This is a genomic window from Pantoea sp. C1E2 (assembly GCF_056491465.1).
Map to the genome: position 1 here is coordinate 3,869,651 of NZ_JBSZHT010000002.1, position 22,253 is coordinate 3,891,903.

A 22,253-nucleotide genomic window follows, 5' to 3' on the forward strand; every position below is an offset into this window, starting at 1 on the left:
GGCCAGGTGCGCATGAATGCGCACCCTACGAAAACGTACCAAACATCCGTTACGGAACGTACCAAACATCCGTTACGAAAACGCTCCGAACAAACGTAGGGTCGCCATTTATGGCGACCAACAGGCTGGAATCAGTAACCGGCTTTGCTGGTCGCAGTGGCGTGACCCAGCGTGTTCAGCAGGCTAGCTAACAGGCTTGAAGCACCAAAGCGGAAGTGACGCGCATCCGCCCAGCCTTCGCCCAGAATGTCATCCGCCAGCTTCAGGTAGATCGCGGCATCTTCCGCAGTACGGACGCCGCCCGCAGGCTTAAAGCCTACCTGCTGCTGCACGCCTTTATCGTGGATCACCTGCATCATGATCGCGGCCACTTCTGGCGTGGCGTTGACCGGCACTTTACCGGTGGAGGTTTTAATGAAATCCGCACCGGCATCGATAGCGATTTCAGAAGCCGCACGAATCAGCGCATCTTCTTTAAGCTCACCGGTTTCGATGATCACTTTCAGCAGCACGTTGGCGGCGGCACAGGCTTCTTTACAGGCTTTCACCAGCTCAAAACCGATGTCGCGGTTGCCGGCCATCAGCGCGCGATACGGGAACACCACGTCCACTTCATCTGCACCGTAAGCAATCGCCGCACGCGTTTCAGCCAGCGCGATCTCAACGTCATCATTGCCGTGTGGGAAGTTAGTCACAGTGGCGATGCGGATATCAGGCGTGCCCTGCTCGCGCAATGCTTTACGCGCCGCAGGGATGAAACGTGGATAGATGCAGATCGCTGCGGTGTTACCGGCTGGCGATTTCGCCTGATGACACAGCGCGATCACCTTCTCATCGGTGTCATCTTCGTTCAGGGTGGTCAAATCCATCAGTTGCAGGGCGCGTTGTGCAGCCGCTTTAAGATCGGTCATGATGCTCTCCAAAAGGTGACCGGCAGACGACGCCACCGGATAATGTGACAATTCTAACAAACCACACCTGAATGAATTGCGCTTCATGTCACATGAAAAAAGAAAATTCGTCATATGAATACAATTATTTAGTGATTCACATCACAAATAATCGCTAGCACAGCGCTTTTCAGGCGTAATACAGGTTGTGAATATTATCACAAAACAGGGCGAGAAGGTGTAATGCCGATTTTATTACTGTAGCCAATGCCGGCCAAAATAGCGGCAAATCCAGATTGTGTCGGGAGAGGATCAGGCAGGCAGGGCAAACACCCGCAGGCTGTTTTGCCACAGCGCATCGGCAATGATCTCGGGCGATTCGCTGCGCAACTGACACAGCACGTCAAACACATTACGCGCGCGCTCAGGGCGGTTTGGCTGGCCCTGATAACCCTGCAACGGCATATCGGGCGCATCGGTTTCCAGCAACAATGAGGTGAGCGGCAGGCTGGCAAGTGTATTGCGGGTTTTACTGGCGCGTTCGTAGGTAATGGTGCCGCCCACGCCAATCGCATAGCCAAGCTGGATAAAACGCTCCGCCTGCTGCTGGCTGCCAGCAAAACCGTGCACCACGCCACGGCGCGGTAAATCATGTCGACGCAAATGCAGCGCCAACTGATCGTGTGTGCGACGTGAATGCAGTATCACCGGCAAATCGTATTTTTTCGCCAGTTTGAGCTGTGCATCCAGCAAACGTGTCTGCTTATCAAATTGCGCGTCCTGCATATAGAGATCGAGGCCGATCTCGCCGATCGCCACGCGTTTGCTATCCGGCGTTTGCAGCCACTGTTCCAGCTGATCCAGATGCGAGTCTTCGTGCACGGCAATATTGATCGGATGCAGACCCAGCGCGGCGTACAGCGCGTCATGCTGCTGCGCCAGCTGGCTGACCAACGCAAAGCGGCTGGCATCCACGCTCGGTACAATGATGCGTTCCACGCCCGACTGCGCCGCCCGCGCGATGCTCTCAGTCGCATCATCAACAAACGGCGGGAAATCGAAATGACAGTGTGTGTCGATAAATCTCATGCCAGCGATCCTGCATCAAAGTCTGCATCGTTATCCGCCAGCGGCGGGGTGTGCACCGCACGATTGTCCGGCGCATTCGCCACGGCGGCCGGCGGCGTTACGGTGGTCTGGCGCAGGAACGGTTCGGCATCGCTAAGCCATTGACCCAGCGTGGCGAGGAAGTAGCGACCGCTGCGGCGCCCTAAATGGTAGTCCTGATTCAGTGAAGACAAACGGCTGCCCAGCGCCATACTCGCCAGCGGTTTTGGCGGGTAAATTTCAATGATGCGCAGATCGTCGGGTGGCTCATCGATGAACTGCTGAATCTCCCGATAGCTCTCTTCATGATGATGCAGAATGTTGATCATCGGCTGCAGCGCGCTGTCACCCAGCCAGCGCTCCATGCGTTTGAACCACTTAGGCGTATAAGACATTTGTGACGGCACGGTGCGGATCACCACAATGGTATCGGCACCGCGTCGTGCCGCTTCGCGTACCGGAATCGCATCGCTGATACCACCATCCAGATAGTTTACGCCGTCCATCAGCACACCGCTGCGATAGAAGCCCGGAATGGCGCTGGAGGCCTTGATCACGTCATGCCAGTTCAGGCTGGTGGGATTGAAATATTCGGCACGGTAATCGTCACCGCGACAGGCGCACATATAGAACTCGCTGCCTTTGGCAAACAGCCCTTCGGCGTTGCTGAGCGACAAGGGAAATTCTTGTTTGGTGACGTCGATCAGCCAGTCGAGATCGATCAGATGTCCCCCACGCACGAAGCGCAACGGATCAAAAAAAAGTTTGCTGGTGGTGTAACGCGTGATGACGCGGCGCGCGTAACCCGGCTGGGCGCAGACAAACGCGGACAGGTTTTGGGCGCCTGCGGAGGTGCCTAACATCAGTTGGAAAGGGTTGAAACCGGCGCGTTGAAATTCATCAAGAACGCCTGCGGTGAAGATGCCGCGTTGACCGCCGCCTTCGCAGACCAGAGCAATTTTGTTGGATTTGAACGGGGTGAGCGCCAGGGGCTCAAAGGTGTCTAATGACACCGGGATGCGTATTCCCAATGGATGTCCCTCAGTGTTCCTGCTCTGAGGGAGCCGCTAACGGCAGCATCCCGGAGAACCAGTCATTGTCATTCCCTGACCTATTGCATCGTGCAATCGGTGCGGCTAACTATTATGCCGCAAATGACTGGTCTCCGCTTTAAGTGACTCGCGGGTTAGCGTTGTGTTAACGCAATCGGTCAGGGTCGTTTACGCCCGGTAAACAGGCTTACGAGGAACAGAATAATACCGACAATGAAGACAATTTTAGCTGCCCATGCTGCCGTACCCGCCAGACCGCCGAAACCTAATGCTGCAGCAATCAGAGCGATGACCAGAAAGATAATACCCCAACGAAACATAAGCCTCTCCTTACCATAGTGAAAATCGAACTGCTTATTAGTACATCACTGTTTTTATTACGATGCGGCACCTAAACAGTGCCGCTTCGCTCGCGTTAAGATTTCACCTTCAGGTCATTCTTCACGCTTTTCACGCCTTCAATGGCTTTGGCGATTTTCTCAGCACGATCGGACTGTGCCTGGTTCGCCACTTCTCCTGATAACTGCACCACGCCATCGGTGGTTTCCACCTTCACGTTGCGCGATGGCACAATGTCATCTGCTAAAAGCTTAGCTTTAATTTCACTGGTGGTCGCGGTGTCACCCGCATAACCCTTCAGTGATGCCTGTTTGCTGTCTTTAACGTGCAGTTTGTCACTGACGGATTTCACACCCTCAACTTTCTGCACCAGCGCGACAGCTTTTTCTGCCTGATCCTGCGAAGCGACAAAACCGCTTAGCGTGACCACACCCTGATGCGTTTTTACTGAGATATCCGTGCTTTTAATCGCTTCATCATCCACCAGAGCCGCTTTGGCTTTAGCAGTGATGCCGCTGTCATCCATAAAACCATCGACTTTTTTCATAGAACTATCGATTTTAGAACCCGTGCTGCTGGTGTCCGCAGCGTAGGCTGCGCCGCCCATCAGTGCAGTGGTAGCCAGAGCGGCAATCAGGGTTTTAGCAATCTTAGTCTTATTCATCGATATCATCCTTCTATCAGTTAACTCACTCGCAACTGCGAATGCGCCAGCAACAAACGGCGTTGCTGCATTCATAGACGTAATGAAACCAGAGGTCTCTTTTCTCGTCCGACAGGATAATCATAGTAGGGATTACAGGTTTTGCTGGCTTTTGTGGTTGATATCTCGCCAAAAAACGATAAACGCAGCGCAATTAGGAGGAGTCTGTAGGATAAAAACAGGGCCAGTGAAAATCACTGGCCCTGTTGTGAGGCGGGATTAGTGCTCGCGCGTTTTGCGGAACTTCACGTCAGGATAGCGTTCCTGCGTGATGTTGAGGTTTACCATGGTTGGGGCGATGTAAGTGAGGTTATCACCGCCATCCAGCGCCAGGTTAACTTCGTTTTTGCGTTGGAAATCGTCGAATTTCTTCGCATCGCTGCACTCCACCCAACGGGCGGTTGAGACGTTGATGGCTTCATAAATCGCTTCGACGTTGTATTCGCTTTTCAGGCGCGCCACGACCACTTCGAACTGCAGCACACCGACCGCACCCACAATCAGATCGTTGTTGTGGACCGGACGGAACACCTGCACCGCGCCCTCTTCCGACAGCTGAACCAGACCTTTCAGCAGCTGTTTCTGCTTCAGCGGATCGCGCAGACGGATACGACGGAACAGTTCCGGCGCGAAGTTCGGAATACCGGTGAACTTCATGTTTTCACCCTGGGTAAAGGTGTCGCCGATCTGTATGGTGCCGTGGTTGTGCAAGCCGATGATATCGCCCGGATAGGCTTCTTCAACATGCGAACGGTCGCCGGCCATAAAGGTCAACGCATCCGAAATCACCACGTCTTTGCCGGTACGCACCTGGCGCAACTTCATGCCTTTCTCGTACTTGCCGGAAACCACGCGCATAAAGGCAACGCGGTCACGGTGTTTCGGATCCATGTTTGCCTGGATCTTAAACACGAAGCCGCTGAACTTCTCTTCTTTGGCTTCGACCAGACGCGTATCACTCTTGCGCGGCATTGGCGTCGGTGCCCAGGCTACCAGGCCATCGAGCATATGATCGACACCAAAGTTACCCAATGCAGTACCGAAGAACACCGGCGTGAGGTCACCGCTCAGGAACAGCTCGTGATCGAACTCATTGGATGCGCCCTGCACCAGTTCCAGCTCATCGCGCAGCTGCTGAGCCAGGTCTTCACCGACCGCCGCATCGAGATCCGGGTTCGCCAGACCTTTGACAATGCGCACTTCCTGAATGGTGTGGCCCTTACCGGTTTGATACAGGTAAGTTTCATCTTTGTAGAGGTGATACACACCCTTGAACAGCTTACCGCAGCCAATCGGCCAGGTAATTGGCGCACAGGCGATTTTCAGCTCGCTCTCGACCTCATCCAGCACTTCCATCGGATCGCGGATATCACGGTCAAGTTTGTTCATAAAGGTGATGATCGGCGTATCGCGCAGACGGGTGACTTCCATCAGCTTACGGGTACGATCTTCAACACCTTTCGCGGCGTCGATCACCATCAAACAGCAGTCAACTGCCGTCAGGGTGCGGTAGGTATCTTCGGAGAAGTCTTCGTGTCCTGGGGTATCCAGCAGGTTCACAAGGCTGTCGCGATACGGGAACTGCATCACCGAAGTAGTGATGGAGATACCACGTTGTTTCTCCATCTCCATCCAGTCAGATTTTGCATGCTGGCTGGAGCCACGGCCTTTGACGGTACCGGCGGTTTGGATCGCCTGCCCGAACAGCAGCACTTTTTCGGTAATGGTGGTTTTACCGGCATCCGGGTGCGAGATGATCGCAAACGTACGGCGGCGCGCCACTTCATCTAAAAAGGAAGGATTAGACATGTATGAATTCTTCTTTAAGGGCAACACGCGGGCAGCGCGCTGCGAATAAATCGTTCCGGGCAAAGCCGGGGGATAACGGAACCAATGGCGACGCAGTAGCGTCAGTTCACAGCAAGATGTGCGCGATCTACATTGGCAATAATCCGGTTATCCAGTAAGCGTTGAGGCGGCATAGCATACAATATTTCAGCAGGCGGGGAAATCGTGGGATAAGCGTGAAGTCACCAATAATGCGCGATGAATCGCGCCGCAACAGCAGAGTGCAGATGCGTAACCGCGCAATCCATTGCGCGGAATAATGCTATCAACCTAAAACGCGCACCGCGGCCGCCTTAAAGATCTTCACTCCGATCTCCAGCGAACTCAGTTCAAAACGCATATCAGGATGATGCAGGCCCGGTACCAGATTGGTACCCAAACCCCAGAAACCGGCTTTTACCTGCGGATTCTTCACCGGGTAGTAGAAGAAATCTTCGCTGCCGGGGGTCGATTTGGTATCCAGCAGCCCTTCTTCACCGAGCACATCAACGATGGCCGCACGGATCACCGCAGTGGCCTCTTCATGAATCTCCGCCGCCGGCATCTCTTTCAGCACGACAACTTCAGCCGTTGCGCCTAAGGCGGCAACGCTGTGCTGAATCGCCTGCGTCACCTTCTGTTTCAACACGTCCATCGGTGCGTTCTCCTGCGAACGCAGATCCCACACCACACGCGCCTCATCCGGCACTGAGTTGGTGACACCGGCATCACACAAGAAGCGAGTGGCTTTCACGCTCCAGGTCAGCCCCGGCGCCAGATGGATGCTGTTCACCGCCTGCACCGCTTGTACCGCAGCATCTAAAGCATTCACGCCCAAATGTGGACGCGCGGCATGCGCAGGCAAACCTTTGATCGTTGCTTCCAGCGTGCTGCACGCCGAATAGAGTACTGCTGGCGTAGCCTGTCCGACGTGGCACTCTTCCAGTGGACGCACGTGGAAACCGAGGATCATCTCGACGTCATCCAGCGCGCCGCCTTCAATCATCGACAGCGCACCGGCACCGAGTTCTTCCGCTGGCTGGAACAGCAGCTTAAGTTTGCCGCGCTTGATCGCGCCCTCTTTCAGCAGTTCCTGCGCCGCCGTCAGCACCACCGAGGAGTGCCCATCATGGCCGCAGGTGTGGCGCGCACAGGCGACGCCATTAATGATGTGGCCTAGTGCATCCATATCCGCACGCAGCGCCAGCACCGGACCCGGCACGCCGCTGTCAATTTCCGCCACGATGCCGGTGGTGTTGTTAATCCCGCGTGTGACCTTAATCCCTGCCTGTTCCAACTGGTCGGCGATATAAGCAGAGGTTTTGAATTCTTCGAAACCTAACTCCGGGATTTCGTGCAAGAAATGATAATGATCTAATACGTTCGACACCGCTAAGCTCCTGAGATGTAAAGGCTAGCCCCAGCATCCGCCGTTGGGCAGCTATAATCAATCCAGCGTGAATGAAAATGAGTTAAAACTGAGAATTCTTCGCATTCAACAAACTGAATAATTCCATTTACAATCAATAAGATAAATTCAACTTTTTTGCGAAAAAGCCTTCACAAAAAAGTATAGATTGATGCATAATTCACCGTACTTCACCTGACAAATTTAAAAGGACTCAGCCATGTTAACTGCTGAAATGACCTCTCGCCTGAACGATCAACTGAACCTCGAATTCTTCTCTGCCAACCTGTATCTGCAGATGAGCGCATGGTGCAGCGACAAAGGTTTTGAAGGTGCCGCTTCATTCCTGAAATCGCATTCTCGCGAAGAGATGGAGCATATGCAGCGCCTGTTCGATTACGTTAGCGATGCCGGTGCCATGCCGGTACTGGGCAGCATTGACGCTCCAGCCATTAGCTGGAATTCACTGAATGACGTGCTGGAAGAAGCGATGAAGCACGAGCAGCTGATCACGCAGCGCATCAATGACCTGGTGCACACCGCGTTGATGTCGCAGGACTACTCAACCTTCAACTTCCTGCAGTGGTATGTGGCTGAGCAGCACGAAGAAGAGAAGCTGTTCAAAACCGTACTGGACAAACTGGCGCTGGTGGGCAACAAAGGCGAAGGCCTGTTCCTGGTGGACAAAGACCTGGGCCGCATGAACGTCGAAGGCCACGGCCAGTCATAATAAAGATTACACACAGCAAACAGCACAACGCCCGGCAATGCCGGGCGTTTTTTTATGCTGAAATCGTGCGCTTAGATGGCGACGAGAGTGTACCCGATCAGGAGCGAATACCTGGCCAGGAGCGCATACTTAACCAGGAGCGCATCAATGCGCCCCCTACGCCGTAGGGTCGCCATTTATGGCGACCGCTTACTCCAGCTCTTTCAAACGCAGTTCTGAAGGCTGCGGGCGACCAAAGAAATAGCCCTGGAACAGCGTACAACCCTCTTCACGCAGCTTGGCGAATTGCTCACTGCTCTCCACCCCTTCGGCGGTGATCTGAATATCCAGACTGCGGCTCATGCCGGTAATCGCGCGGATAATCGCCATGGCTTCACGGCTGTCGCCCATGTCGTTGATAAACGACTTGTCGATTTTGATCTTGTCAAACGGGAAGGATCGCAGATAGCTCAGTGATGAATAGCCGGTACCGAAGTCATCCAGCGCAATCTGCACGCCAATCGCCTTCAGGCTTTGCAGGGTGCGGATATTACCGAGCGTGTCATCCAGCAGCACCGATTCAGTGATCTCCACTTCAAGGCGATGCGGTGCCAGCCCGGATTCACGCAACGCGCCTTCCACCACCGACACCAGCGAGCTGTTCTTAAACTGCAGCGGCGAAAGATTTACCGATACCGACTGCTCGGTGCCCCAACTCTGCGCCTCGCGACAGGCTTCATACAGCGCATACGCACCCAGCATGTGGATCAGCCCGGTCTCTTCGGCAATTGGGATGAAATCATTTGGCATGATTAAACCCTTAACCGGATGGTGCCAGCGCATCAGCGCCTCATAACCAATGATTTCGTCCTCATTGGTGATTGGCTGATAGTAGAGTTTGAGCTGACGCCCGGTGATCGCATCACGCAGATCGTTTTCAATCACGCGGCGACTGCGCGCCACATCATCCATTTCCATGGTGAAGTGTTCAAAGCGGTTGCGCCCGTTGCGCTTGGCTTCGTATAACGCCATATCCGCACAGCGCAGCATATGCTCTGGCGTGTTGGTCACCTGTGACGTCAACGCAATGCCCACGCTTAAACCAACGGAAAGGTTGTGCCCTTCGACGTTAACCGGTGGGCGAATCGCTTCGATAAGGCGTTGTGCCACTATCGCCGCTTCCTGCGCGTTGTTGATATTGGGCAGCACGATAGCAAACTCGTCGCCGCCAATACGTGCCAGCGTATCGTGATCGCGCAGCGCAGTGCGCAAGCGTTTTGCCACCACGCGCAGCAGATCGTCACCGATCTGATGGCCCAGCGCATCGTTAACGTTCTTGAAGTTATCGAGATCGAGACACAGCGTGGCGCTCAGCGCATGGTGATGATTATCCTGACGCAGCGCTTCACTCAGCTTCTGCCGGAACAGAATACGGTTCGGCAGGCTGGTGAGGTTATCGTGGTGCGCCATATGGTGAATACGCGCATCGGCTTCGCGCTGATCGGTAACGTCTTCGACAATCAGCATCACGTAGTTCTGACGCATATCTTTGCCACTAATAGTGGTGGCGCGGGTATGCAGAATACGATCGCCGCCTGCGGTCAGCAGCAGCTGTTCGCGTGAATGAATGCCTTCACTGCGCAGCGCGATATCCGCCAGGCTGTTGAAATAGTCGCTCAGCTCCGCCGACATACACTCGTGCGGGCGCTTGTGCATAATCAACGATTTACTCACGCCAAACAGCTGCTCGGCTTTGTCATTGACCATCAAAATCTCGCGGCTGATGGCGTCTTCCACAATCACGCAAGACGGAATGTTAGCGATGATGGTATCGAGGAAACCAGACAGCTCAGACATCTTGGCACTCTGCGCCTGCGCCAGATCCCGCGCGCGCAGCAGCTGCTGTTCATTCTCTCGACGTTCGGTGACATCACGGGTGATTTTAGCGAAACCGATCATCTTGCCATCTTCATTGTGGATGGCATCGATCACCACATGCGCCCAGAAGGCAGAGCCATCTTTACGATAGCGCCAGCCTTCATCCTCGAAGCGGCCGGTTTTCAGCGCGATACCCAGGTTGGCTTCCGGCGTGTTGGCCAGCCGCTCCTGCGAACCGTAAAACACCGAGAAATGCTGGCCAACAATCTCATCTGAAATGTAGCCTTTGGCACGCTGCGCTCCGGCGTTCCAGTTCACCACGCGGCCCTGCAGATCCAGCATATAGATGGCGTAATCGGTGACGCCTTCCACCAGCAGACGGAAGGTTTTTTCGTATTCCTGCTGCTTGCGCTGCAGCTCACGCTGCTCGGTGCAGTCACGGGTAATCTTGGCGTAGCCGATCAGCTTACCCGCATCATCACGAATCGCATCAATGATCACATGTGCCCAGAACGCACTGCCATCTTTGCGATAACGCCAGCCTTCATCTTCGAAGCGGCCGGTTTTGAACGCGGTGCTGAGGTTCTTTTCCGGAATATGATTTTTACGATCCTGCGCGCTGTAGAAACGTGCAAAGTTCTGACCAACAATCTCTTCGGCCACGTAACCTTTGGCACGCTGTGCGCCGGCGTTCCAGTTTTCGACGTTACCGTCAAGATCAAGCATGTAGATGGCGTAGTCCGTTACGCCTTCAACTAATAAACGGAAACGTTGCTCCTGTTCATGCTGTTTACGCTGCTGCTCCTGCTGAATCGTGCAGTCACGAGTGACTTTGGCAAAGCCGAGCAGTTCGCCGAAATCATCACGAATCGCGTCAATAACGACATGTGCCCAGAAGGCACTGCCATCTTTACGATAGCGCCAGCCTTCGGTCTCGAAGCGCCCCACCGCTGTCGCCACGGAAAGTCCGCGCTGTGGCGCTCCGTTTTTACGATCGTCTTCGCTATAGAACAGCGCAAAGTTTTTACCGACGATTTCGTCCGGTGTGTAGCCTTTGGCGCGTTGTGCCCCTGCATTCCAGTTGGCGACGGTGCCATCGGGTTTGAGCATGTAAATGGCATAATCCACCACGCTCTGCACCAGCAGCCGGTACATGACGTCAGAGTTATTATTCATTGTTATTCGCCTATTGCTGGCCTGGTATAAAGTGCTTCTTAAGAAAAATCCTAATCGCTGTGGTGACTAAAACGCAAAAGCGCAGCGCTGACAAGCGTTAATCGTCCACAGACAAAAGTTGGTAGTCAGGTTATCGGCAATGGCGAAAAAACATTCAGCGGGATACTTAAATTAATAGGCTGCGTTGACCACTCTCACGGCAGAATCGCGGGCTTTCAAGATGACATTGCAGAGGGATATGTGCCTGCCAGCAAAGTGGTGCACTCGCCGCTAACTGCGGGCATTCACTGGCGGCCACAAAGGCAGGGATAACACATTGTGCGTTGGTTTTACCTATCAACCACAGCTGATCGTCAATCGGCGGATGGACGTTCCACGGCAGCCAGCGTGCCTGCTGATCGGCCAGCAAGCTGGCTGCGCGCGTACCGGGCGCAACATGACTGCTGAAAATCAGCCTGAATCCCGGCTGTTCGCTAAGCTGTGCGGCTAACCCACTGTCGGCCACCGCATCGGCCGCCACAATCACATCCGCAGGTCGCCATTGTTCCGGCTGCGGCTGTTTCAACAAGCGCACTAATCCCAGCGCCGTGGTGGCGGGCAGTTTGTCCATCGCCAGCAACTGTGCAACTTCACTGCGAATTTGTGGGCAGAGCTGAACCGCCAGACCACGCGCAGTGAGCTGTAAAGCCACTTCCGGTCCGCGACCGTGCTCCGGCACCGCAATCACTGCGCCGTGGGTGGCGGCAATCGCCAGTGCATCCATCTGATCGCACAAACGCTGCGTGCGGTCGCCGTAGGATGCATCAGTGATCAACAGCTTCGCCTGCGGTGGACAATCAAACGGCAACAGCAGCGCTTCGCGGCTCCAGTCGCCCATATAGGTGATGCCACCGGCAATCGGCAGATGGAACCATACCGAACCCGGCGAATGGCCGCTACGTCCGGTAAACAGATTTAACGGGCCAATGGCGCTCTGGCCGCGCAACGGCAGCAGACGCCGCGCATACATCGGCACCGCGACGTTAGGCAGCTGCAACCAGGTCTGTTCGGTGGCGTATACCGGCGGCGAACCGATTTGTGCCCAGCAGTCGAGCGAAGCCGCGTGATCAACGTGCGAGTGGGTCAAACACAGCGCATCAACCCGGCCAATGGCACGGATATCCGGTCGTACGCCGGGTTGCGGACCGGCACCGAGATCCCACAGCAGGCGATAGCCTTCCATCTCGACCAAAAAGGCCGCGGGCAGCTTGCCGCCCACACCGCTGATAACCGTTAAGCTTGCCATGGTAAAACCCCTTGCGGCAGACGCCGCGCCAGCCGCGTTGCCAATCCCATCAGCAAACACACGACCAGAATCATCAGGCAGCCTACCGCGGCCGCCAGCGAGGCGGAGCCCCCTTCGTCAAGGAACACGATGGTGGGTCCGATGGTTTGGGTTTGCGAGGTCACCAGCAATACCGAAACCTGAATTTCATTGAGTGCGGTGAGGAATACCAGCACCGTGCCTGCCAGCGCAGAAGGCGCAGCCAGCGGCAGTAAAATATCGCGCATGCGCCGCATAAAGCTGGCACCGCACAAGCGTGCTGCCTCATCGAGCGCCGGTTCCAGCTGGGCGAAGCCCGCCAGCGTCGGGCGCAGCACCAGCGCAAGGAAGTTGGCCAGATACGCGGCGAGGATGATCCACACCGTGCCATACAGCGACACATTGATTATCGGCAGCGGGCGCAGGAAGAACAGCATCGCCGCGACACCGGTGACAATGCCCGGCAAGGCATAGGTGAGTTCACTCGCCAGCCACAGGCCGCGCACCAGTTTGGTCCGTCGCCAGCTGAGGAAATACGCCAGAAACAGCGCGGTGGACGTCAAAATAATCGCCGCCAGCGAGGTTAATCCGAGGCTGGTCATAAAGGCGTGGCGCACCGCTGGATAGCCCCACAGCGCGCTGCGGAAGTTCTCCAGCGTCAGCGTTTGCCAGGTGAGCGCCTGACCATATCCGCTGGTGAGTGCGGTTATCAGTAGCGCACTGACCGGCAGCAGCAGCGTCAGTGCCATCCACAGCCAGGCCGTTCCCTCAATCGCCAACCGCCCACGCCCTAGCGGTTGCTGCCACACGCGTGGCGCACCGTTGACGCGCACATCGTGACGACCGCCGAGCCAGGCGCTGGCGGCCATGCCCGCCAGGGTGATCGCTGCAATCAGCAGCGCGTACACCGCGGTATTGGGTAATGCGCTGGGGCCGATACCGTTGAGCTGTTGATAAACCAGCGTGATCAGCGTTGGCACGCGGGCGGGAATACCCAGCATTGCCTGAATACCAAAGTTACCGGCGGCGGCGACAAAGGTCAGCGCGGCTCCGGCAAAGATCGCCGGACGCGCCAGCGGCAGAATGATGGTGAACAGCACGCGCATCCGCGAGGCGCCGCTGATCTGTGCCGCTTCGACTAAATCGGCAGGTAAGCGACGTAAACCGGCGCGCACGGTGAGAAACACCAGTGGCGCGTTATGTGTGCCGAGCAGCAGCACGATGCCGCTCAGCGAATAGAGCGGCTGTTCGCCGGGCGCAAACCACGGCAAGCCGAGCGAACCAAACAGCAGTGCTAACGGGCTGGACGGTGCCAGCGCCTGCAGCCAGGCCAGCGCCGTGACCTGCGGCGGAATCATCAGCGGCAGGATAAAGGCGAACACCCACGCGGTTTTGGCGCGCAGATCGCTCAGCGCCACCAGCCAGGCGGCGGCGGTGCCGAGCACGACCGAAATCAGCGTCGAGCTAAAGGCGATGAGCAACGTATTGCCGCTGGCAATCAGCACGCGGTCGCTGGCTATCAGGCGCGACAAGCGCGCCATATCCGGCACGCCCTGCGGGGCAATCGCCGTCCATACCAGTCGCAGCAGCGGCGCTACCGACAGTAAACCAATCAGCAGCACCATCAGCGCCAGGATCAGCTTTTCACTGTTGAGACGCCAGCGTTGACCGCCACGCGCCGCGTTACGCCATTCGTTGCTCACCACGCTCATGCTTAGCCGCCAAACATTGCGGTGAACTGATCGCGCACCGTGGCATCTTCCTTGATGGCTTTCGCCACGTCAGGGGTCAGCAGTTTGATTTTGTTGATTGGCGTAAAGCCCGCCGGTGCAGAAACACGATCGTCAACCGGGCGGTTGCCCTGCTCGACCACCAGCTTCTGGCCTTGTTCAGACAGCATAAAGTTCACGAAGGCTTTGGCGGCTGGCAGGTTGTGCACCGACTTCATGATCGCCACTGGCTCAGTCACGTAAGAGACGCCCTCTTTCGGGTACACCAGATCCACCGGTGAGCCTTTTTTCTTCGCCAGAATCACGTCAGCGTCAGTGATGATGCCGTACTTATCCAGCCCGCTGGCGACCGCTTTCAGGGCCGGACCGTTGCCGCCCTGCGGTGCCACGCCAATCGCTGCCAGTTTCTTGTAGAAGTCCCAGCCGATGGTCGGCGTGTTGATATCAGTGTGCAGCTTGTACAGCGCCGCGCCGGAGTAAAGCGGGCTTGGCATGGCGATCTGACCTTTATTGGCCTCTACCGCCAGTGCGTTCCAGCTGTCAATCGGCTGTGCGTGCTGGGTGTTATAAGCAATCACCGTGGCGATGATTTTGGTGCCGAAGAAAGTTTTGTCTTTGTCAAAGAACGACGGATTGATGTGGCTCAGTGGCGCATCCGCGTAGCTGTAGAGCTGATTCTGATTCTTCAGCGCGCCGAGGTTGATGGCATCGGCAATCAGCAACACGTCCGGCTTGGCACCACCGCTCATCATCTCAGTCTGCAATACGTTCATCAGCTGCGTGGTGCCGTTACGCGTCCACTCCACTTCGACTTTCGGGTACGCGGCTTTGAACGCGTCCACGGTTTGCTGCGCGATTTCCGGTGCCTGCGAGGTGTAGATCACCAGCTTACCCGACGGGGCCTCTTCAGCGTGGCTGGCGGCGGCGAATACTAATCCACTGGCTAACATCAAAGCGTTAAAAGACGTGCGCATAGCAATTTCCCTAAGGTTTGAACGTTATGAAGGAAGAATCCAACCGTCGCGCAGCGCCACACCAAGGGTCGCGTCAACAACGGGTAAAGCGGCATCGGCCAGATGCAGCGTGATGCTGCGGTCTGGTGCCTCAATGGGTGCAACATCAATCTGGTAATGGCTGCCGCGATAGATCACCCGCTGCACGCGCACCGCAAACTGCGGTTCACCCGGCTCGGCGAGGCGGAAATCTACCGCATGAAAACTGGCTTTGCCGTGGGGCATCGGGCGTTGATCGGCCGCACAGCGCAAGGTGACGCGCAGACCGCACAGCGTGGCGAGTGCTTTGCCCTCGCCGGTCGGTTCGATGTCGCTGACCGGCAGCACTTTGCCGTCATCAATAAAGCCGGCCACCATTTCGTTAGCCGGTTCGCGCCACAGAGTTTGCGGCGTGGCGAACTGCATTACGCGACCGCCATCCATCACCACGATGCGATCGGCCAGCGCCATCGCTTCGTGCTGGTCGTGGGTGATGTAGAGCAAAGTAGCGTGGCTGTGGCGATGGAAGCGGCGAAACTCCTCTTCCATGGTGGCTCGCAGGTGCACATCAAGGTTGGCGAGCGGTTCGTCGAGCAGCACCAGCGTCGGTTTGGCGACCAGACAGCGAGCTAACGCCACGCGCTGACGCTGTCCACCGGAGAGATCGGCAGGACGGCGTGAGGCAAAATTCTCTAACCCCACCAGTTCCAGTGCCTGCTGCGTGCGGCTGTCACGCTCATGGCGCGCCACGCCGTTGACTTTGAGGCTATAGGCGACGTTTTCCGCCACCGTCATGTGTGGCCACAGCGCATAGCTCTGGAACACCACGCCGAGCTGGCGATCTTCCGGCGGCAGGTGGATGCCTCGCCCGGCAAAGCAGCGCTCGCCGACGTGGATTTCACCGGCATCAGCGGTTTCAAAGCCCGCCAGCAGACGTAATAAGGTGGTTTTGCCGCAGCCCGAGGGGCCAAGAACGGCGATGAACTCTCCCTGCGCAATCTGCAGCGAGATATCCTGAAGTACCGGCTGTGCAGCAAAGGATTTGCTTAACCCGCGAAGTGTGATCGTTGCCATGTTTCTGGCCTTTATCTGACAGTCCGGCTAAGACCCTACGACAATCAGATGACGATCCCGTGACATCGATTTGACGTTTCCGTGCTCAATTAAAACGGGAGGCCCGAAAGCCTCCCTGCTGCTTATTCGACGCTTTCAGCCTGCAAATGCATGCCGATATAGCGCTCATAGCGCGATGGCTTCACGCGTGACAGATCCACCAGCACCAGTCCGTCGATACAGTTGTTGAAATCGGGATCGCTGCCGAAATCGATAAACTGCACGCCGCCCGGTTCACACACTTCCGAATACTGCTTGTACAGCGTGGGAATCGCGGTGCCGAGATTCGCCAGCAGGTGCTTCAGGCGGCGCAAATCTTCCGCATAGTTATCGCCAGTAAACTGCGCCAGCACTTCCGGCAGCGAGGCCGGATAAGGACGGCGTGATTTCGCCAGCGGCAACTCGGTCGGGAAGTACATGCGGTAGAAGGCCACTAACAGATCGCGTGCCGCCAGCGGCATGCCGCCGGAGATCGATACCGGACCGAACAGATAGCGGGTTTCCGGGTATTTGGCGATATAGGCACCAATGCCCATCCACAGATAATCCAGGCCACGCTTGCCCCAGTAGGCAGGCTGAATAAAGCTGCGCCCCAGCTCCAGTCCCTGATTAATGATCGGCAGCATGCGCTCGTCGTAATGGAACAGGCTGTCGCTGTAGATGCCTTCCAGACCACGACGCTCCAGTTGTTCTGCCCCAGGGATAAAGCGATAAGCGCCAACGATCTCCAGCGCGTCGTCATCCCAAAGAATCAGGTGATAGTAATCGTCATCGTATTTATCGAGATCGCGGCGACGACCGCTGCCCTCGCCTACCGCGCGGAAGGCGATTTCACGCAGGCGCCCCAACTCACGCAGCAGCGGCACCCAGGTGGCGCCGTTACGACGCCACAGGTAGATCTGTTTACCATCTGGCAATGAACCCAGACGCTCACTCTCCATCAGCGCTTTTTTCAGCTCGGCGCGATCTTCCGGGCGGGCAATCGCGGCTTCGGTCAGGAACAAGCCACGCCGCCCCTGGCCGATGCGATAGAGGTGTTTGCGCAGTCGTTTTGCCAGCTCTTTGCCCGGCGTGTGGCCATCGTGCCAGTTGGCGAACGGAATCTGTTCGCCGATGTGCAACTTGATGCGCGAACCGCGCTGGCGGAACATCTCACGCACCAGCATCATCAGTGCCAGCGGCGAGGCAATTTTAGCGGCGGCGTAGAAGGCCAGACTGTTACGTCCCACCACGTGCACCGGCACAATCGGCGCGCGGGCACGGGCAGCGAGGCGCAGAAAACTGTGGTGCCAGCGACTGTCGCGCACGCCACGGCTGGAGAGGCGAGAGACTTCACCCGCCGGGAAGATGATTAATGCACCCTGATTGTCGAGATGCTGCTGCATGCGCGTCAGCTGTTCACGACTGGTGCGGTTGCCCATGTTATCCACCGGCAACATCAGGTTGTTGATCGGCTCCAGCATCATCAGCATGCGGTTGGCGACGATTTTCACGTCACGACGTACCTGCGATACCGCCGCCAGCAGCGCCAGTCCGTCCAACGCTCCCAGCGGATGGTTGGCGACAATCACCAGCGGACCGGTGGTCGGGATCTGCTCCAGATCGCGTTCACTCAGTTCACAGCGCACATCCAGGTGCTCCAGCACTTGCTCGACCATATCCACCCCTTTCAGGTGGCGATAACGGTCAGCAAAAGATTGGAATTCATGTTCGCGAACTGCCCATTTAACCAGGCGTTTCTGCCAGTTCGCGGGTTGATGGCCTGGCCAGTAAGTATCGAGAAGCTGATCAACAGAAAACATCATTCACCTTTTGTGCGCAGCGGTTTATGGCACCGAAGTTAAACAGGCTTGTTTTCAGATTTATGACCAGTGAGAAAGCGGAACGGAAAAACCGAGGGAGAGAGGCATGCGCAATAAATTGCATAATGCCGCTCACTTAAGCCAATGAGTGCGTATTTAACCCGGTACGCATGAATGCGTACCCTACGTAAACCGCACTGAACAATGTAGCGGCGTGATTTATCACGCGGATTTAATTACAGTTTTAACGGCGGTAATTGTGAGAACACACTCAACAACCCTTTGCTCCATAGCTGACGGATCTGCGAAAAGTAGGGGTGTTGATCGGTAATATGATGCTGCTCGTTATCGCTAAAGCTGTCGGTGCGATACACCATCACATCCAGCGGCAATCCCACCGAAATGTTACTCGCCAGCGTCGAGTCCATGGAAATCAGCGCGCACTGCATCGCCTGGCTAAGCGGGGTTTCATAGCGCAGAACGCGGTCAATGATCGGCTTACCGTATTTGCTTTCGCCAATCTGGAAATACGGGGTATCCACGCTGGCTTCGATGAAATTGCCCTGCGGATAGATCTGGAACAGGCGCGGCGCCTCACCACGAATCTGGCCGCCTAACAGCAGCGTGCCGCCAAACTCTTCGCCATCACGCTTAATCACTTCACGCAGCGTCTCACCTACCAGCAGCGCAATGTCATACAGCGATCGTCCATTCAGCAAGTTGGGCTGATCGCTGTCGTGGTTATTCCGCCTCAGCAGGCTCAACACACTTTGCGTGGTGGCCAGATTGCCGGCGCTTTGCAGCACCAGGGTGCGTTCATCATCCACCTGAAACACGTGTAATTTGCGGAACGAGGAAATATGATCGACGCCCGCATTGGTGCGTGAATCCGACACAAAAATCATCCCTGACGATAAACGCATTGCCACACAATAAGTCATAGTCACGCCTGCAAAAAAATTACTGCTGCGCATGCACCTGCTGCACCGCCGCTACCGCCAGCATATCTTCACCGCCGCCGCCCAGCCGCATACCGCGCACCGGACAAGCATCGAGATAATCCACACCCACCGCCAGACGTAAATGCTGACGCGTGCTGCGCGTATTATTGGTGATATCAAAGCTGTGCCAACTGCCATCCAGCCAGGCCTCGACCCAGGCGTGGGTGGCAACGTGTTCTACATTATCAGTATAGAGATAGCCGCTGACATAGCGCGCCGGAATACCGAGGCAACGGCAGCACGAAAGAAACACGTGGCTGTGATCCTGGCAAACCCCGCTACCGGCGGCAAATACTTTCGCCGCGGTATCACTCACCTGGGTGCTGCCCGGTTGATAAGGCATTTTAAGCAGCAACTCATCCATCAGCTTTTCCAGGCTGGACAGCGGTTTTTCTGCATGCCAGTAGCGCAAGGCAAAGTCGCGGATTGCTGCATCGGGCAAGGTTAATGGTGTGGCGCGCAGAAACACTAACGGCGACAGGATCGATTCAGGATCGGGTGAAAACTCGCCTTCATCCAGAATTTCCACCACCCCACGCGCGGCGATCTCCAGTTGCTGGTGGGGCGTGTCTAACGTCATCACATGCAGCACGTTGCCATAAGCATCCAGCGTGCGGGTGGCTTCACACGGCAAATCGAGATCCCACGAAAGGATCTGCTGGTGCACCGAGTTTTGCGGCGTCAGGCGCAGATACTGGGTGCTGAGTTTCACCTGCTGCTCGTAGGCATAACAGGTTTTGTGCTCGATGTTCAGTCTCATTTCGCCTCCAGATAGGTCTGATTGATGCTCTCCGCCAGCGCGGTGATCTGCACCAGAAAACGGTTGAGCCAGGTGTACAACCCTTCGCGCGTCAAACTCTCCCAGGTGCTGAAGCGCATTTCCGCCAGCAGCACCGTGACCAAATAACGTGGACGATCCTCCCCGCTGCTGCCGATCTGCTCCAGCTGGGTGGCGATCTCTTCAATACAGGAGTGCAACGATCGCGGACTCTCGCTGCGCAGGATCAGCATCTCATTCACCAGATCCGGCATCAGCTGCTGTTTGAAGATCGCGTTGTAAGCTTCTCGCGCTGACACCGCACGCAGCAGCGTATCGAGGCAGTAGTATTCACGCACCGAGTCCGGGTTCTGCTCCAGCAGTTGCTGGTTCACACTCAGTAAACGCGCGGTGCCATCGCCGCGTTCCATCAGCGTGCCGATACGGATAAAACACATGGCATCGCCACGCAGCAAGGTGCCGAACATCGCGCCACGAAACAGGTGGGATCGCTCTTTAACCCAGTCAAAAAAGCTGTCGGCGTTGGCGCTGGTGATACCGCGTCGTCGCATGTTACGCATCTCAATCCACGTCGAGTTGATGCTCTCCCATACCTCGGATGACAAACTGCCGCGCACCGCGTGCGCATTGTTCCATGCCTCCTGCCAGCAGCTGAAAATGCTGCAGGGATTGCGGTCATCTAAGGCAAAGAAGTTAAACAGCTGCGGCATGGTGAATCGCCCGTTGAGGGTTTCAAACAGCTCGCGCGTGCCGGTGAGATTGAGCGGCAACAGCAGCTCATCGGTTTGGCTGTTACGCACCGGCATCAGCGAGAGTCGGTTGGTGACATCCAGCACCCGGGCAAGTTGTTCTGCGCGCTCCAGATAACGCGCCATCCAGTAAAGGCCACTGGCCGTGCGACTTAGCATGATGCGTCATCCTCCAGAACCCAGGTGTCCTTGGTGCCACCGCCCTGCGACGAGTTCACCACCAGCGAACCTTCGGTCAACGCCACGCGGGTTAAGCCACCCGGCACTAAACGAATATCCGCGCCGCACAAGGCAAAAGGACGCAAATCGATATGGCGCGGCGCCAGACCGTTATCGATAAAAGTCGGGCAAGTGGAAAGCGACAGCGTGTCCTGCGCAATGTAGTTTTCCGGGCGCGCGCTCAGGCGATCGCGGAAATCGCTCAGCTCCTGCTGGCTGGCCACCGGGCCAATCAACATGCCGTAACCGCCGGCGCCGTGCACCTCTTTCACCACCATCTTGCTGAGATTGGCGAGGACGTAAGTCAGATCCTGTGGCTTGCGACACTGCCAGGTCGGCACGTTGTTGAGGATCGGATCTTCATCGAGATAGAAGCGGATCATGTCCGGCACATAAGGGTAGATCGATTTGTCATCGGCAACGCCGGTGCCAATGGCATTCGCCAGCACCACGTTGCCGGTTCGATACACCGACAGCAGGCCCGGCACGCCGAGCATCGAGTCGGGACGGAACGCCAGCGGATCGAGGAACGCATCATCGACGCGCCGATAGATCACATCGATTTTGCACGGCCCGGCGGTGGTGCGCATCATCACCGCGCCGTCTTTCACAAACAGATCGGCACTTTCCACCAGTTCAACGCCCATCTGCTGTGCGAGGAAACTGTGTTCGAAGTAGGCGCTGTTAAAACGGCCCGGCGTCAGCACCACGACGACCGGATCGTTGACCGGAGAGCTTTCGCGCAGGGTTTGCAGCAGGTGCGAGGGATAGCGCTCTACCGGTGCGATATGCTGCTCAACGAACAGCTCCGGATAGAGACGCATCATCATCTTACGGTTCTCCAGCATGTAGGAGACGCCGGACGGCGTGCGCAGGTTGTCCTCAAGGACGTAATATTCGCCGTCGTTGTTGCGCACCATATCGACGCCGGTAATATGCGCATAGATGTTGCGATGCAGATCAACGCCTTGCATGCAGGGCTGATATTGATCGTTGATCAATACCTGCTCGGCCGGAACGATCCCCGCCTTGAGGATGTGTTGTTGATGGTAGATGTCATGCAGGAAGGCATTCAGGGCTTGCACGCGCTGGCGGATGCCACGATCGAGCATCGCCCATTCACTGGCCGGAATAATACGCGGCACGCTGTCGAACGGGATGAGCCGCTCCGCGCCGCCGTCTTCACCATAGACGTTGAAGGTGATGCCCACGCGATGAAACAGCAGTTCCGCCTCTTCGCGCTTACGCGCCACCGCCTCTTTGTCCGCCTGTTGTAACCACTCCCAATAATGCTGATAGTGCGCACGGTGTTCGCCACCGCTCAGCAACATCTCATCATAGAAGTGTGACGCTATCTGGTAGCTTTCTTTCATGATTTACCCGGCGCTTGTCAGAGGACCTGGATCCTCTCCTGCACAAAGTGTGCCAGAGGCTCGCGCCCCTCACGGCACACGCGCCCCGCTCACGGGACAGCGCC

General features: G+C 56.4%; 18 protein-coding genes. 1 reads left to right on the forward strand and 17 read right to left on the reverse strand.

Annotation, left to right across the window (positions count from 1 at the left end):
- Positions 1-131: 131 nt before the first annotated feature.
- The 7 genes from deoC to ACXI0A_RS18400 form a co-directional block, all read right to left on the reverse strand.
- Entirely contained in the window at positions 132-911 is a 780-nt protein-coding gene (deoC, locus tag ACXI0A_RS18370; RefSeq protein ID WP_476150976.1) for a deoxyribose-phosphate aldolase, read from the reverse strand.
- 291 nt (positions 912-1,202) lie between these two features.
- The gene (locus ACXI0A_RS18375; protein WP_476150974.1) at positions 1,203-1,979 is read right to left on the reverse strand and encodes a TatD family hydrolase; all 777 of its coding nucleotides are present in this window, start codon (positions 1,977-1,979) and stop codon (positions 1,203-1,205) included.
- Positions 1,976-3,028: a patatin-like phospholipase family protein gene (locus ACXI0A_RS18380; RefSeq protein WP_224933860.1), complete on the reverse strand. Its 1,053-nt coding sequence runs from the start codon at positions 3,026-3,028 to the stop codon at positions 1,976-1,978. Before ACXI0A_RS18380 ends, ACXI0A_RS18375 begins: the two co-directional genes overlap by 4 nt.
- A gap of 179 nt (positions 3,029-3,207) precedes the next feature.
- Positions 3,208-3,369 carry a DUF1328 domain-containing protein gene (locus ACXI0A_RS18385; RefSeq protein WP_007893192.1) on the reverse strand — a complete coding sequence of 54 codons (162 nt, stop codon included), beginning with the start codon at positions 3,367-3,369 and terminating at the stop codon, positions 3,208-3,210.
- Between the two features lie 95 nt (positions 3,370-3,464).
- Complete coding sequence (gene osmY / locus ACXI0A_RS18390) at positions 3,465-4,052, reverse strand: molecular chaperone OsmY (RefSeq protein ID WP_476150970.1); 588 nt, start codon at positions 4,050-4,052, stop codon at positions 3,465-3,467.
- 258 nt (positions 4,053-4,310) lie between these two features.
- Positions 4,311-5,900, reverse strand: a complete 1,590-nt coding sequence (gene prfC, locus ACXI0A_RS18395; protein WP_224933862.1) for a peptide chain release factor 3 — start codon at positions 5,898-5,900, stop codon at positions 4,311-4,313.
- Positions 5,901-6,204: 304 nt separating this feature from the next.
- Complete coding sequence (locus ACXI0A_RS18400; protein ID WP_476150968.1) at positions 6,205-7,308, reverse strand: amidohydrolase; 1,104 nt, start codon at positions 7,306-7,308, stop codon at positions 6,205-6,207.
- Between the two features lie 238 nt (positions 7,309-7,546).
- On the opposite strand from ACXI0A_RS18400, the gene ftnA reads away from it, so the two are divergent.
- The gene (gene ftnA / locus ACXI0A_RS18405; protein WP_224933864.1) at positions 7,547-8,056 is read left to right on the forward strand and encodes a non-heme ferritin; all 510 of its coding nucleotides are present in this window, start codon (positions 7,547-7,549) and stop codon (positions 8,054-8,056) included.
- A 189-nt stretch (positions 8,057-8,245) separates the two neighbouring features.
- Here ftnA and ACXI0A_RS18410 read toward each other — a convergent pair whose 3' ends face one another.
- The 10 genes from ACXI0A_RS18410 to ACXI0A_RS18455 all read right to left on the reverse strand — a co-directional run bounded on the left by ACXI0A_RS18410 (position 8,246) and on the right by ACXI0A_RS18455 (position 22,149).
- Entirely contained in the window at positions 8,246-11,089 is a 2,844-nt protein-coding gene (locus tag ACXI0A_RS18410; protein ID WP_476150966.1) for an EAL domain-containing protein, read from the reverse strand.
- Between the two features lie 166 nt (positions 11,090-11,255).
- Positions 11,256-12,374: an MBL fold metallo-hydrolase gene (locus tag ACXI0A_RS18415; RefSeq protein ID WP_476150964.1), complete on the reverse strand. Its 1,119-nt coding sequence runs from the start codon at positions 12,372-12,374 to the stop codon at positions 11,256-11,258.
- On the reverse strand, positions 12,362-14,104 hold the full coding sequence (locus tag ACXI0A_RS18420) for an ABC transporter permease subunit (protein WP_476150962.1): 1,743 nt from the start codon (positions 14,102-14,104) through the stop codon (positions 12,362-12,364). The genes ACXI0A_RS18415 and ACXI0A_RS18420 overlap by 13 nt, the downstream gene beginning before the upstream one ends.
- A gap of 2 nt (positions 14,105-14,106) precedes the next feature.
- The gene (locus tag ACXI0A_RS18425) at positions 14,107-15,096 is read right to left on the reverse strand and encodes an extracellular solute-binding protein (protein ID WP_476150960.1); all 990 of its coding nucleotides are present in this window, start codon (positions 15,094-15,096) and stop codon (positions 14,107-14,109) included.
- Positions 15,097-15,120: 24 nt separating this feature from the next.
- The gene (locus ACXI0A_RS18430) at positions 15,121-16,188 is read right to left on the reverse strand and encodes an ATP-binding cassette domain-containing protein (RefSeq protein WP_476150958.1); all 1,068 of its coding nucleotides are present in this window, start codon (positions 16,186-16,188) and stop codon (positions 15,121-15,123) included.
- Between the two features lie 122 nt (positions 16,189-16,310).
- Complete coding sequence (gene olsF / locus ACXI0A_RS18435; protein WP_224933870.1) at positions 16,311-18,029, reverse strand: bifunctional ornithine lipid synthase OlsF; 1,719 nt, start codon at positions 18,027-18,029, stop codon at positions 16,311-16,313.
- A gap of 236 nt (positions 18,030-18,265) precedes the next feature.
- Entirely contained in the window at positions 18,266-18,970 is a 705-nt protein-coding gene (locus ACXI0A_RS18440) for a proteasome-type protease (RefSeq protein WP_224933871.1), read from the reverse strand.
- 19 nt (positions 18,971-18,989) lie between these two features.
- Complete coding sequence (locus ACXI0A_RS18445) at positions 18,990-19,790, reverse strand: transglutaminase family protein (protein ID WP_224933872.1); 801 nt, start codon at positions 19,788-19,790, stop codon at positions 18,990-18,992.
- Entirely contained in the window at positions 19,787-20,716 is a 930-nt protein-coding gene (locus ACXI0A_RS18450; protein ID WP_224933873.1) for an alpha-E domain-containing protein, read from the reverse strand. Before ACXI0A_RS18450 ends, ACXI0A_RS18445 begins: the two co-directional genes overlap by 4 nt.
- Positions 20,710-22,149: a circularly permuted type 2 ATP-grasp protein gene (locus tag ACXI0A_RS18455; RefSeq protein ID WP_476150956.1), complete on the reverse strand. Its 1,440-nt coding sequence runs from the start codon at positions 22,147-22,149 to the stop codon at positions 20,710-20,712. The genes ACXI0A_RS18450 and ACXI0A_RS18455 overlap by 7 nt, the downstream gene beginning before the upstream one ends.
- Between the last annotated feature and the right edge of the window lie 104 nt (positions 22,150-22,253).